Annotated in this window: 11 protein-coding genes; 4 read left to right on the forward strand and 7 right to left on the reverse strand. The window is 65.4% G+C overall.

From position 1 onward, the window contains the following. The first annotated feature begins 63 nt into the window (after positions 1 to 63). Together AC6I6L_RS15915 and AC6I6L_RS15920 are read left to right on the forward strand one after the other, a co-directional pair. Positions 64 to 444 (forward strand): cupin domain-containing protein, encoded by a 381-nt coding sequence (locus tag AC6I6L_RS15915; RefSeq protein ID WP_497918747.1) that lies wholly within the window; start codon positions 64 to 66, stop codon positions 442 to 444. Next, positions 441 to 1,142 (forward strand): DUF8052 family protein, encoded by a 702-nt coding sequence (locus tag AC6I6L_RS15920; RefSeq protein WP_497918748.1) that lies wholly within the window; start codon positions 441 to 443, stop codon positions 1,140 to 1,142. Before AC6I6L_RS15915 ends, AC6I6L_RS15920 begins: the two co-directional genes overlap by 4 nt. 51 nt (positions 1,143 to 1,193) lie before the next feature. On the opposite strand, the gene AC6I6L_RS15925 is transcribed toward AC6I6L_RS15920, so the two are convergent. From AC6I6L_RS15925 to AC6I6L_RS15945, 5 genes are all read right to left on the reverse strand, one after another. After that, entirely contained in the window at positions 1,194 to 3,041 is a 1,848-nt protein-coding gene (locus tag AC6I6L_RS15925) for a carbon starvation CstA family protein (protein WP_497918749.1), read from the reverse strand. A 282-nt stretch (positions 3,042 to 3,323) separates the two neighbouring features. Next, complete coding sequence (locus AC6I6L_RS15930) at positions 3,324 to 3,602, reverse strand: hypothetical protein (RefSeq protein ID WP_497918750.1); 279 nt, start codon at positions 3,600 to 3,602, stop codon at positions 3,324 to 3,326. A gap of 87 nt (positions 3,603 to 3,689) precedes the next feature. Next, positions 3,690 to 4,853, reverse strand: a complete 1,164-nt coding sequence (locus AC6I6L_RS15935; protein WP_497918751.1) for a pyridoxal-phosphate-dependent aminotransferase family protein — start codon at positions 4,851 to 4,853, stop codon at positions 3,690 to 3,692. A 3-nt stretch (positions 4,854 to 4,856) separates the two neighbouring features. Then, entirely contained in the window at positions 4,857 to 5,555 is a 699-nt protein-coding gene (locus AC6I6L_RS15940) for a class I SAM-dependent methyltransferase (RefSeq protein WP_497918980.1), read from the reverse strand. An 82-nt stretch (positions 5,556 to 5,637) separates the two neighbouring features. After that, on the reverse strand, positions 5,638 to 6,414 hold the full coding sequence (locus AC6I6L_RS15945; RefSeq protein WP_497918752.1) for an NAD(P)H-hydrate dehydratase: 777 nt from the start codon (positions 6,412 to 6,414) through the stop codon (positions 5,638 to 5,640). Positions 6,415 to 6,563: 149 nt separating this feature from the next. On the opposite strand from AC6I6L_RS15945, the gene AC6I6L_RS15950 reads away from it, so the two are divergent. Beyond that, a complete protein-coding gene (locus tag AC6I6L_RS15950) occupies positions 6,564 to 7,190 on the forward strand; it encodes a phosphoribosyltransferase (RefSeq protein ID WP_497918753.1) in 627 nt (208 codons plus the stop codon). A gap of 170 nt (positions 7,191 to 7,360) precedes the next feature. Then, the gene (locus AC6I6L_RS15955; RefSeq protein ID WP_497918754.1) at positions 7,361 to 10,105 is read left to right on the forward strand and encodes a hypothetical protein; all 2,745 of its coding nucleotides are present in this window, start codon (positions 7,361 to 7,363) and stop codon (positions 10,103 to 10,105) included. 276 nt (positions 10,106 to 10,381) lie between these two features. On the opposite strand, the gene AC6I6L_RS15960 is transcribed toward AC6I6L_RS15955, so the two are convergent. Beyond that, a complete protein-coding gene (locus tag AC6I6L_RS15960) occupies positions 10,382 to 10,522 on the reverse strand; it encodes a rubrerythrin-like domain-containing protein (RefSeq protein ID WP_497918755.1) in 141 nt (46 codons plus the stop codon). A gap of 115 nt (positions 10,523 to 10,637) precedes the next feature. Then, the gene (locus tag AC6I6L_RS15965) at positions 10,638 to 13,592 is read right to left on the reverse strand and encodes a bacterio-opsin activator domain-containing protein (protein ID WP_497918756.1); all 2,955 of its coding nucleotides are present in this window, start codon (positions 13,590 to 13,592) and stop codon (positions 10,638 to 10,640) included. Between the last annotated feature and the right edge of the window lie 197 nt (positions 13,593 to 13,789).

The raw sequence follows: 13,789 nt of genomic DNA on the forward strand, positions 1-13,789 counted from the left end.
AGCGTCTCGAGTGGCACGACACCCACCGACGCCTATTTGCCGTCGTGACCGGTATGCCGTGGTATGGGATACCGAGCCGTCGATCCGGAGGCGATCGACCCCGCTCCCAACCGGCCGTGTGAGTGTCGGAAGCTGTCGGAATCGGCGGGTCTCGATCAGATGGCAATCAACCGGTTTCGCGCCGAACCGGGCGAGGAACTGCCGCTTGCCTACCACTATCACGAGACCCAGGAGGAGGCGTTTTACGTTCTTTCAGGAACGCTCGCCGTCGAGACGCCGGAGGAGACGTACGAGGTGCCAACTGACTGCCTGTTCGTCGTCGATCCGGACAGCCCACAGCGTGCGTACAACCCGACCACTGCAGACGAGGCGGTTCGGGTGCTCGCGATCGGTGCGCCGCCGGCTGCCGACGACGCACACGTCTACGATCCCGAAAACGCATGAGCGAGGACGCTCTCGATCGATCGACCGACGAGGGACCCGGACGAGTGAGTGACGAATCGTCCTCACCCACGCATACGGAAGGTCAGGGCGGCGAAACGCGTCCCAAAGCTGACGAACTGCCCGCGGAGATTCGCGACGCCGTTCCCGAGTGGGACGACGAGTACATCGATCGGATCGCCCACCGGCTGGTTTACAGCTACGATCTCGAAAAGGACTATCGCCTCGGCGGGCAGCGCTGGGAGCTGTACGGCGAGATGCGCGTCGTCACCCAGAAGCAGTTCGTTCACCCCGCGTTGAGCTACGCCGACCACGAGTCCGCGGAATATCTGTTCGTCCGCCGCGAACCTCGCCCGACGGTGGGGGATCTCGATCGACTCGTCGAACTCGGCCACGAGGCCGCTGACGATCGGATCGACGCCGACGAGGAACACTACGGAACCGACGTGAGCTTCGTGCTCGTCGCCGAGGAGCTGTCCGACGAGGTCCGCGAGTACATCTCGGGATTTCGCGAGCGAACGCTGTTGAAGTTCGGTTACTACGGCCACTACGACGTCAACCTCGTCGTCGTCGTTCCCGAGACCGAAGACCACGTTGCAAGCGAGGTTGCGGACGTGGTCGAGGCCGTGACGCTGTGGCAGGACGTCAGTGAGCCAGATGAGGGCGTTCTCTCGCGGTTTGCGAAGCGATTCTGGCAGTAACGGCGGTTTCAAAAATCCGCGAAGGCGAATCGCGTTGGCGCTGCAGTCGGATCAGTCGTCGCCCGGCGCGGCGGGCGTCTCCGGTCCGCCCCGGACGTCCCGGATGTTCCTGTACCCGAGCCTGACGAGTGCGAGCGCAAGCGTTATCAGGACGAGTCCGAGGATCATCTGGACGCTCGAGGAGACGATCGCTTCGGTGGTCCCGGCCCCACCCTGAAGCAGGTTCTGGTAGAGATTCTCGTAGAACACGAGCACCGAGAGCCCCATAACGGTGATCGTCACCATCACTGCCATCGGGACACCGGTCGAGACGAGCTGTTTGCTGTCGTCCCAGTTGGCGAGCCAGACGGTCGCGGTCAGCAGTGCAAGCGCCGCGAGCAGCTGGTTTGCGCCGCCAAAGAGCTGCCAGAGGACGACCCACTGGCCGGAGATGACGAGCAGGTAGGCTGGAACGATCTGGATGATCGGATTCGTGTAGCGGCCGCGGACGAGCGAGGCGGGGTCGCTGGTCAGCCCCGTGCTAGTCATGCCGGCGGGCGTACCGACGATCTCTTCCATCATGTACCGACCCAGCCGGACCGCGGTGTCAGTCGAGGTCAACAGGAAGCTGACGAGCACGAGCGCCATGAACACGGCACCGACCGTTTCGGGAACGCCGAGGCTGGTGAAGATGATTCCACCGCCGGAGGCGAAGTTCGGCAGGGCAGCGCCGATCCCACCGGCCGGGTCGGCAAAGCCCCACACCGCAAGCGTCGAGAGGGCCACCGCGGCGAGCAGTCCCTCACCGAGCATTCCGCCGTAGCCGATCAGTCGGGCGTCGGTCTCCTTGTCGAGTTGTTTGGCCGTCGTCCCAGAGGAAACCAGCGAGTGGAATCCGCTGATCGTCCCGCAGGCGATCGTAATGAACAGCAGCGGGAACAGCGGCGCGAGGCCGGCGGCTTCGACGCCCCAGAACCCCTCGAAGGCACCGATCGTGTCGTCGATGACCAGCGGCTGGGACGACGTTCCGAGGAACGTTCCCACGATGATCGCGACGATCGCCCCGCCGACGCCGGTGTACAGCAGGAACGAGGACAGGTAGTCACGCGGCTGCAACAGGACCCAGACCGGCAGTGCGCTCGCGATCGCACCGTAGACCATCACGATCGGGATCCAGGCTGCCGTGTTGCCGCCACCGATGCCCGCCATTTCGGCCGCACCGGGAACCCAGTCTCCGGGGCCACTGAACAGCACGATCGTTCCGGCCGGGTAGTCGCCGGCGAACAGTGCGAGTGGGTACTGGATCCCGACCCAGACGGCGGCGAACACGCCCGCGACGAACAGGATCGTCCCGGGAATGAACGGCCCGTTGAACTGGTACAGGTACACCCCGAACGCCAGTGCCAGGACGATGTAGATGAACGAAGCGGTCACCACCTGCGGGAATGCGTTGAAAACGATCGCGACTACGAGCGCGAAGACGGCCACGACAAGCATGATCGTCAGGAACGCGAACCACAGCAGCATGTTCTTCCCGCTCTCGCCGACGTATTCGCCGATCATGTAGCCGATCGACTTCCCCTCGTGTCGCAGGCTGCCCGACAGCGAGACGAAGTCGTGAACTGCACCCATCAGCGGGTTCCCGATCGCGATCCACAACAGTGCCGGCACCCACCCCCAGATCGCCCCGGCCGTGATCGGGCCGACGATCGGTGCCCCGCCCGCGATACTCGAGTAGTGGTGGCCCAGTAACACCGGCTTCTTCGAGGGGACGTACTCCTGGCCGTCCTCGTACTTATGAGCGGGTGTCTCTCGGTCCTCGTCGAGTTCGACGAATTGCGTGAGATACTTCGAGTATCCCACGTACCCCACGGTGAACGTTACCAGCACCGCCGCCACGATCCATATTATCTGTGTCATGCTACCTTGACCCACGATACCGTCTACGCCTATATTAATAATTGTTCATTTAATAGCCAAAATCTCAAATATTGTTCTATTTTTATAGAAATATACTAGAATAGATTATATTATTGGAGAAAACACTGTCTCAGGATTCAATAGATACTCTCCAGAATCAAGTGATACTCGCGCTCGATCGAAACCACCTGCCGTGACGGCTGTGCGAGAGACGGCGTCGTATTCGCATCTGGGGACGGGTAGCGTCCGTGTCTCGACAACAGTCCCCGGTTCGCGGAGGGACTACCCGAGAAGCGCGCTCCATCCCCACCCGGCCAGGGCGATCACGACGAGCGCGAAGACGGCGATCGCGCCCCACTGCTGGACGCCGGTGTCTGCGATCGGCGCGAAGACGTCCACGAGACCGGTCGCTTGCATCATAACGACCGCGAGCAACAACAGCGCCAGAATCGAGACGACCGCGATCGCGACCCCGTTGCGAATCATCCACTTGCCTTCCGCCTCGGCGTCCGCCGCGTCGGTCGTCGGCGTTTCCGTCGGCTCCCGATCGGGTTCGGACATACACCGACGTAGCCGCGAGGCAGGTGAAACAGTTCTACCTGCACGTTCCGGCCGCGGTCACGGACTCCTCGACGGACCGGGCGATCGTCAGTCGAGAACGTCGGCGAGTGCGTCCATCGTCCGCTCGACGCGATCGATCCGGGCGTTGTGTCCCATGTGGCCGACCCGGAGGATGTCGTCTTCGAGGTCCCCCAGGCCGGTTGCGAGGACGATATCGTGGTCCTCGCGCAGTGTCGTCTGTAGCTCACCCGCCCGCCCGTCGACGGCGAGTGCCGTCACGGTCGGCGACGAGTCCGCGGTCTCGGCGGGGTACAGCTCCAGCCCGAGGTCGGCCGCACGCTCGCGACACCGCGTTGCCGCTGCCTCGTGTCGCCCGAAAACGGTTTCGAGTCCTTCCTCCAGGAGCAGATCGATCGCCGCGTCGAGTCCGTACAGGTTCGCCGTGAGATGGGTGTAGGGAAACCACTCGTCGTCGATCGCGGTCTTCCAGGGCTCGAGATCGGCGTAATACGTCCGGTTGTCGACCGACTCGATGCGCTTCCAGGCGCGATCGCTGATCGCACAGGTCGCAAGGCCCGGCGGCGCGCTGTAACACTTCTGGCTGGCACCGAGACAGACGTCGATTTTCTCGGTCGGAACGGGCGTCCCGCCGAGCGAGGAGACCGCGTCGACGACCGTCACCACGCCGCGCTCGTCGAGTACGTCGAGAATCGGCTCGAGATCGTTCAGCGTCCCCGTCGGCGTCTCGCAGTGGACCATCGTCGCGACCGCGAACTCCTCCCCGGCGTCATCAGCGTCGTCGAGACACGCCTCGACTGCTGCCGGGTCGAGCGTTTCGTCCCAGGGGACATCACAGACGACGGCCTCGCCGCCGTAGTCGTCGACGAACTCCGCGAACCCCTCGCCGTACAGCCCGTTCGAGAGACAGCACACGCGATCGCCGTCCTCGACGAGCGAGGCGACGGCGGCCTCGAGTCCGAGGATTCCCTCGCCGCCCAGAACGACGACGTCGCGGGACTCGTTTCGATCGTCGTCGCCCCGGTCGGATCCGGCCGGACCGCCGGCCGGCCGTTCCTGCGATCCCGCGACGTGAACCGTCTCGAGTTTGTCCGCGAGTTCGCGGTAGAAATCGACGAATTCGGGCTCGACGTCCGGATTCGGCATCGGTTCGGCCATCCGCTGGCGGACCGCAGCGGGCACGTCGGTCGGGCCGGGAGTCATTCGCAACGGCTCCGTGGATGAGTCGGTCATGGGCTAGAAAAGCAGCCGGTCGATAAAACCGCTCCCGTCGCGCCGTCGGCGGAGCGTCCCGCGAACGATCGGTGTCGCGGGAAAGATCCCGACCGAGAGCCGTTCGATCTCCTCGACGGCGAAGGCGTCGTGACAGGCGAATCGATCGACGGTGTCGCGATTCAGCTGACAGCCGCCGGCCGCGCGCTCCCAGAGCGGATTCAGGAGGTTCTGGCCGGTCCCGCGCCAGCCGTCGGCGCGGACGTGTTCGAGAAAGCGGAACTCGCCGCCGGGCTTCAGCACCCGCGCGACCTCCGCCAGCGCGGCGTCGGGATCCGCGATCGTACAGAAGACGAGCCCGGCGATGACGACGTCGAAGGCATTATCCGGGTACGGAAGCGACTCCGCGCGAGCGCCACGAAGGTCGACGGTACAGCCCACCTCGCGTGCCTTCGCTGCTGCCTGACGGCGCATGTGTGGATCGGGTTCGATCGCGTGAAACTCGACCTCGCCGGATGCGTCCGCGACGTGGGGGAACGTCGCGCCGGTTCCGGCTCCGACGTCCAGTACGCGCCCGGAGAGGTCGGCAATCAGGTACTGCCTGTGCGGCGCGAACAACGTTCGCTCCGGGACGACCCAGTCGTAGACTCCGGCGACAAGCGGGTGTGAAATCTCCCCACCTGACGCACGACAGGCCGTTCGGTCCCGATCGTGTGCTGACATTCGTGGCTCGATCGACGAGGACCAGCGGGAAACCGGTTGCGTCACGCGCAGGAATCGATCGGTCGCGAGCGCGTGGCGGACGCTATCGAATCGCATCTGGGATTCGATCGATCACGTCAGTCGCGAGGACGCCGGGACCGTACTCGGCCGTCGCCAGTTCGCCGGCCTTGCCGAGAACCCACGCGCCGAGTTCCGCTGCATCCGCCCGGTCCATCCCCTGCCCGAGTAGCGACCCGACGATGCCGGCGAGCGTGTCACCCGTTCCGGCGACGGTGAGCGCCGACGTTCCCGTCTCGTTTCGGAGCCGCTCTGCCCCGCTGACGATCTCGTCGGTATCTCCCGTCAGCGTGACGACCGCACCCGTCTGGTCGGAGAACGCGTCGAGCGAGCCGTACGACTCCCGAATCGGATCGACTTCGGCGCTACTGGGGGTGAGGACGGCGTTCGAGAGATCGGCCTCGAGTGCGGGTTCGATCGCGAGGGCGTCCACGACGACCGGGACGTCGATACCGTCGACGGCGTCGCGGACGGCGTCCGGATCGGCGTCGACGAGGCCGGGCCCGACGACCAGCGCGTCGGCCCAGTCGCCCATCTCGTGGGTGCGTTCGACCGCGCGCCGATCGAACCGCTCGCCCGCGTAGCGATCGACCAGCAGGTTCGGATCCTGGCCCGCAACGACCTCGTAGATCGGCTCCGGAACGAACGCCCGGACGTGGTCGGACCCGGTTCGCAACGCCGCGCGTCCGACCAGTGCCGGCTGATTGGGGTACTGGACCGCGCCGCCGACGACACCGACGCGTCCGTTTTCGGTCCCGCTCCCCTCGGAGACGTTCGTGAGCGTCCGCTGCAGGCGCGCCATACCGCCGTTCCTGCCGCCCGGCGGGTAGCCCTTCGGCAGGCGAGTTCCGGTCGCCTTTTCGACTCCGGAGTCGCGATCAGTGGCGACCGCGAGCGCCACCCGACGCGTGCCACGTCAACCCATAGTATCTGGACCGCGTAGGAACGACCATGTTCGCCAACAGAGCCGACGCCGGCGATCGACTCGCAGCGGAACTCGACAGTCGCGGCCTCGAGACCGACGTCGTCCTCGGCATTCCACGTGGGGCCTTGCCCGTCGCACGACCCGTTGCGGACGCACTCGACGCCGATCTGGACGTCGTCGTGGCCCGGAAGATGGGCGCGCCCGGAAACCCCGAACTAGCCCTCGGCGCGGTCGCCAGCGACGGCAGCGTCTGGTACAACGGCGAACTCATCGACCAGCTCGGGGTGGACGAGGACTACCTCGAAACGGTCCGCGAGGACGAGGCCGAGAACGCGGCCCGAAAGGCCGATCGGTATCGCGACGAACCTGGGCTGCCCGACCTCGCCGGCAAGCGAGTGGTGATCGTCGACGACGGCGTCGCCACGGGGGCGACCGCGATCGCCTGCCTCCGACAGGTTCAGGAATCCGACGCCGAGTCCGTCGCGCTCGCCGTCCCGGTCGGCTCACCGCGATCGATCGCGGCCCTCGAGAGCGAAGCCGACGACGTGATCGCCCTCGAGACGCCCGCACACTTCCAGGCCGTCGGCCAGTTCTACCGAACGTTCGGACAGGTCAGCGACGAGGAAGCGATGGAATATCTGGACGGCGGCTAGCCCCACGCCGAGCGAGACCGCTGGGAACTCGGGAGCTACGCTCGACTGTGGATTCGGGGTCAGTTTCAGTCCGGAACGACCTTGTGGTCGCCCGACGGTTCGTACAGCTCCGGTGTCGCTGGGTTCGATTTCGTGTCATGGAAATATATTTATAGCTACCTTGAAACGTTATGGGTGTGAAGCAGCCCTCCAGGCGACGCTTCCTTCTCGGAAGCACTGCCACAGCCGCCGGCTTCGCCGGCATTGCAGGCGGATCGTCCGAAAAACGAATCGCGAGCATCGATGCCGATGTTCCCGACGGCGCGGGGGACGCACTCGCGGTGATCCCCGCGGAGTCTGCCGCTGAGACCACCTATCGAATGGTGATCCTCGCGGACGTCACGGACGCCGAGGACGAAACCGAGTACGGCTACGAGGTACGGGAGGTTCTGCGGTCGCTCGACGACCTCGACACCGACGACATCTCGCACGTCGGCGCGGCCCACGCCACTGACCCCCGTGGTCAGGTCGGGGTCGCGGTCGGCTCATTCGACCGGCCTGAGCCGGGTGAAGAGACCGACGAGCGAGACGGGTGGCGACTGGCGGAATCCGACGGCGAGTCGTACGCGACGGCGGACGACCGTGCGGTGGTCGGCTACGGCGAGACGCCGACGGCGCTGACGAGTGCGGCCGTCGACGTCGATGCAGGCGACGCCGAGTCGTTTCTCGACAGTCGCGAGGACGCCGTCGCGGCGTTCGAGTTGCTCACCGACCAGCCGCTGGTCTACTTCGCACCCGACGTCGAGGGAATCGGCTTTCGCGGCCTCGGTTCCGACACGCTCGACTCGTTCGCAGCGGGCTTTGCGGACGTCCCGCACACGATCGAGGGGACGGTCGAAAACCAGTACGTCCTGTCTACGGCCACAGATAGCGACCTCGACGACGAAACCGTCGAAGCGATCGTCACCGAACTGGAACCCGGAATCGTTGCCGAGATAGAGTTCGATCGCGAACCCGGTCTCGTCCACGCGACGGTGGTCGCCGAGGAGCCCCCGACGCGGGACCGCGAGGCGGCACCCGACGCGCGGATCGACGCTGAGATCGACCACGACGAAAGTACCGTCGTCTTCCGCCACCGTGGTGGGGAGTCGGTCGACGCCGACGACCTCGAACTGTGGCACGACGGGGAACTGTCCGAGGACGGTCCCCTCGACGAGTTCGAGACATTCGAGGAGGGCGACGAGTTGATCGTCGCGACCGATCCGATCGCCACGTTGACCCTCCGCTGGTTCGACGACGACGAGAACGCGTTCTACACGTACGAAACCGTCCTCGTCGGACGGGACGCCTTCGAAGTCGACTACGACTTCGACGCGGAACGCGTAGAAATCGAGTACGTCAGCGACCGGGCGGCCGATCCGACGAAGCTGGCACTTCGACACGATTCCGACGAGGGATCGAACGTGCTCGAGGGCTTCGCCGGCACTGGCGACGAACTGACCGCGGGCGAGACGGTCGCCGTCGAGAACGTCGGCGTTGGCGATCGCGTGTCTCTAGAACTCGACGTGCCGAACAACCCCCAGCGATCGCCGACGCAGTTGGTCAACTACCGGATGCGCCCGCCGCGGGTTCACCTCCACCGCCGGCCCGATCAGGGCGTCGTCGCTCGGTATCACGACGACCACGAGCGCGACCCTGCGGCGTTTCGTCTCCTGATCGACGGCAACGAGGAGGCGACGTTCGACGATCTCGTCGAGAGCCGGACGCTCGATCGTCACGCCGAGATCGAACTCGGTGACTACGATATCGGCACGGAACTGCTCGTCGAGTGGACTGCGCCGGACGAGCCGATGGCGATCGGAGAACTGGTCGTCCGACCGCGCGTGCACGCTTCCGTGGAGTACACCGGGGACGACGGAGCGGTGACGCTCGTCCACGAGGAGGGCGACGCCGTCGACGCAGACGATCTCGAACTGCGCGTCGGTGGCGAACTGACCGACACACAGCCGACCGACGAGTTCGACAACTTCGGCCCGGGCGATGAGCTGACGGCCGAAGCGGAGCCGTTCGTTGAAGTTACTCTCTCGTGGGTTCCCGAAGACATCGACCGTGAGCACACGCTCGATCGGACGGTGACAGCCGACGACACCTTCGAGATCGATTACGATCCCGACACCGCCGAGATGGAACTCACGTACGTTGGGGAGCAAGACGCCGATCCGGACCGGCTTGGCCTCGATCGGCGGGACCAGGGGTCGAGCGGCAGCGCGGGGCCGGACGCGCTGTTCGCGGAGGCACACGACACCCTCACAACGGGCGATACGACCGTCATCGAAGCCGTCGAGATCGACGAGCACATCCGCGTCGTCGTCGCGGACGACGACGGTCGGTACCGTCACCACGTCCTCAGCATCACCCCGAAACCGCGCTTTGCGTTCTCCATCGAGTCTCGGGAGGACGGCGTCGTCGCCGTCTACCGCGACCGGATCGCTCGCGATGCGGCCGAGTTCCGGATTCTCGCTGACGGCGACCGGACGGACGCACAGCCGGCCGACGACCACGATCGGCTCACAGCCGACGACGAGATCGATCTCGGCACGTTCGAGGCCGGAACCGAACTCGTCGTCGAGTGGACCGCACCCGAGGAGTCGATCGAGGTGACGGACCACGTCGTCGTTCCGGATGCGTCGTTCGAGATCGGCTACGACGAGGAGACCAAAGCACTGACCGTCACTCACGACGGCGGCGACGAACTCGCTGCGGAGAACGTTCAGTTGTTCATCGAGCCACGGAGTGCAGAGCCGATGGTGTGGGGCGACGACGGCACAGTTGTAGAGGGCGACAGCAAGACGATCGAACTCGAGAGCGATCCGGCGGCCGTCTTCGTCGTCTTCCGCGAGCGCGAGCTTCTCCAGCGGAAACGGTTCGACGACTGATCGACGAGCGATCGGCGATCGGATTCGCGACTGATCGACGATCCCAGCGAGAACAGCGAAAATCGCAGCCGTCCGCTGTGATCAGGGCCAGAGACCGCGGGCTTCGTGGGCGTCACGAATCCGCGAGAGCGCAACGGTGTAGGTGGCCTCGCGTCAGGTGACGTAGGTGGCCTCGCGCCAGGTGACGTAGAGAGTTTTCGAGGACCGTCTCGCGTGCGTCGTCGCTCGCTCGCCGCGGCTCGGCGGAGGGTGGGGAACGGTGGTGGGACGATATCGCTACTCGATCGGCATTCCCCGATTGCGCATCTCCGTCCCGCATTCGGGACAGCGGCCGGGTGCCGAGGTGCTCACGACGGTACCGCACTCGAAACACTCGTAGGTCGATTCGTTCTCGGGATCGAATTTCACGTCTTTCATGGGTACACGACGAATCGATCGGTGATCGCGGCGTTCGTCGTGGTAGTATTGTATTAGGGATATTAGGGTGAGCGTGTTCGTCAGATATCTAGCGTCATATCGAATAGGGGGTTCACTATTCAACTGCAGTCGCAGTATTTGCCGGCAATCCGATCTCCTCGAACAGTACTTCGAAGAGTTTTCGCTGCACGATCCGGGTGTGGCGGTAGAACGCGGCCGGCGAGATGCCGAGGGTTTCCGCGACGTCTTCGCCCGTCTTCGCCCGCGGCGACTCGAAGTAGCCGCCGTAGTAGGCGAGCTGGACGACCTCGAGTTGTCGATCGGTCAGCCGATCGAGCAGCGCCGAGCGGAGGTCGCGCGCGCTGGTTCGTTCGACGGTCCGTTTCGATCGAAGTTCGATCTCGGCAAACGCAGTGGAGACGACGGCCACCCCGCTCCGTTCGTCGACCGTGCTCGGAATGTCGACGACGACGCGAGTCCCGTCCGGCGACGCCTCGACGCTCCGCAACACCACGCCGTGGTCTGCGAGTCGGAGCGCGAGAAACGGCGTTGATAGCTCGAGGAGGACGGCACCACTCTCGCCGTCACTGCCGGCCTCACCGTCTTCGCGACCACTGTCGGTTCCGATCACTCGCGCCTCTTCGATAGCGAGGAGGCCGGCCGCGGCGGTGACCACGGCGTCCGGGGACGCACCTTCGACGGTCACGATGACCGACGCGCCGCCTTCGTGCTGGCGAACGCCGCCGTCGAACGAGAGACGGGCCCCGGTCTCGCGTGCGAGTCTGGTGAAGACGAAGCCGTCGTCGTCGACGTCGAACTCGAATCGGGTCCGCGAATCGGTCACCAGCGCTCGCTTGCGATCGACTGCAGCTATCGCGGCGGCGATCGTCTCGCCGAGCTCCGCGAGGACGGCCTGCGTGGTGTCGTCGAACGCGTCGGGCCGATCGGCGTACACCGTCAATACGCCGTAGGAAAACTCGTCGTAGGCGAGCGGGACGCTCGCGACCGACTGGTAGTCACGCGCGAGCGCGGCCTCGCGCCACGGCTCCTCGTGGAGGCGATCGACCACGTTCGAGACGACGGTGACCGCGCCGCGGCTGGCCGTCGCGGTCGCGGGTTCGGAACCGCCGGCGACGGTGAAATCCACGCTGTCGAGGTAATCACGTCCTCGTCCCGTCCCACTGTGGGCGCTCGATTCGAGGCGTTCGCCCGCGGCGTCGGTCGTCCCGATCCAGGCGAACGAGAAGCGATCGGCCGAGGTGAGCCGTTCGCAGACGGCGGCTTCGATCTCGGCGCGCGTCTCGGCACCGACGAGCGCCTGGTCGATTTCGCGTATGATCTCGTTCATGCGGTCGAGTCGGGTGAGTTGCCGGTTCTGTCGCTTGAGTTCTCGATCGCGTTCGCGCAGGCGTTGTTCTCGCTCGACACGGTCGAGTGCCGCTTCCGCGGTCGCCGCGAGCAGATCCGTGAGTTCCCGAGAAACGTCGTCGAAGGCGTCGACCTCGGGCGAACCTGCGAGGAAGACGCCGTGATCGCCCAGCGGAACGAAGCCGGCGCTCCGGATGTCGGTCGTGGGGTCGGACAGCGTTGGCGAGTCGTGGATGTCCGCGAAGAAGCGACGCTCGCCTTCGACGAACACCCGCCCCGAGATCGTCTCGGCGTTCGCCCGTCGACGCGAGAGGGGACCGTGTAACCGGTCCATCGCCGGCGAGGTCGACGCCGGCTGCAACACGTTCTCGTCGGTGTCGAACAGGAACGCGGCGCTGGCCTCGAGATCGAGCACGTCTGTCGCGTCGTCGACGATTCGATCCGCGATTTCGCGTTCCGTCTCGGCGTAGAGCAGGTCGCGAGTCGTCCGGTGCAGCGCCGTCAGCGCCTCCTCGCGGCGCTTTCGTTTCGTCACGTCGCGACAGCTGTAAAGGAGCGTCCCGTCCTGGATCGAAACCTCGCGGACGTTGACCAGCAGCGTGTGTTCGTTCCCCGCCCGATCGGTCGCCGTACACTCGATGTTCGTCAACACGCCCGCCTCCGCGAGTCGGTCGCGATCGAAGAGGTCGGGTCCGAGCAACTCGTCGATCGTCCCCATCTCGTGGATCTGCTCGTCCGTGTAGCCGAAGATGAAGTGGACGTTCGGACAGACGTAGGTGAACTCGCCTTCCTCGTTCGCGATGAGGACGGTGTCGGTCATGTTGTTCAGCGTCACCCGGTGGAGTTCCTCGGACTCTCGGAGGTCCGCTTCGAGCCGGGCGCGTTCGGTCACGTCGGTGGCCCGTGCCAGCAGCGAGACGACCGTTCCGGAGTCGTCGGTGACCGGCCGGATCGTCACCTCGAGGGTTCGCGGCTCGTCTCCGTTAGTCTCGTCTGCAATTCCCCCATCTGAGCCCGTCTCGTCTGCAACTCCCTCGTCTACGGTCGGTAGTTCGGCCCGCGTCAGCTCTCGGTGCGTGACCGTTCCGTTCGCCGCGCGTTCGATCGCGTTCTGAATTGCGTCGCGCCCGTCGCCGTGATCCCACCAGGGAAGCGCCCAGAACGGTTCCCCGCGGATCTCGGCGGCCGTCGCATCGATCGCGTCGAGTGCAATCGTGCTGGTCCGGCGAACGATCCCCTCCGAGTCGAGCACCCACGAGTACGTTTCCGGGTCCTCGAAAATTGCCTCGAATTGGCGCGCACGATCGCGTCTCGCTCGTCGGTCATCTCCCGTCTCCATTGCCCGCTCGACGGCGCGTGCGATCGCGTCTGTACCAGCCTCGTGGGGGACGTACTCGGTGACGTCGGCAGCGATCGCTTCGCTCGCGAGCGTCTCGTCACCGTCTGCCGGCACGAGTACGACCGGGAGGACGGGATCGCGATGGCGGATCGTCTCGAGCAGTTCGAGTCCGGTTCCGTCCGGCAGTTCGCCCGCCGCAACGACGCAGTCGATCGCTTCGTTCGTGACCACCTTGACTGCTGTGGCCGCGGTCGACGCCCGTTCGATTTCGTCGATAGTGTCGGGGACGACGGCCGACGCCTCACCGTTCTCGAGGCCGACGACGAGGGGGCGTGTGATCTCGGAAGGCGTTGCGGTAGCCATTCGTTGTTTCTACTGCGGTGACCGGATAGAACCTGTCGGTTACTCGGTCGATCGCCTGCCGCCCTCGCTGCCCTCGTTCGCGCCGATCGACACCGCTTCACGGCTCGCCGGCGTCTCTGGCCCTATGCCAGACTTCGTCACCGTCGACGATCGAGTCCGCCCCTGCAGTCACTCTCTGGAACCCGATGCGAGGCGAC

This window comes from Halosolutus sp. DAT137 (genome assembly GCF_059736405.1).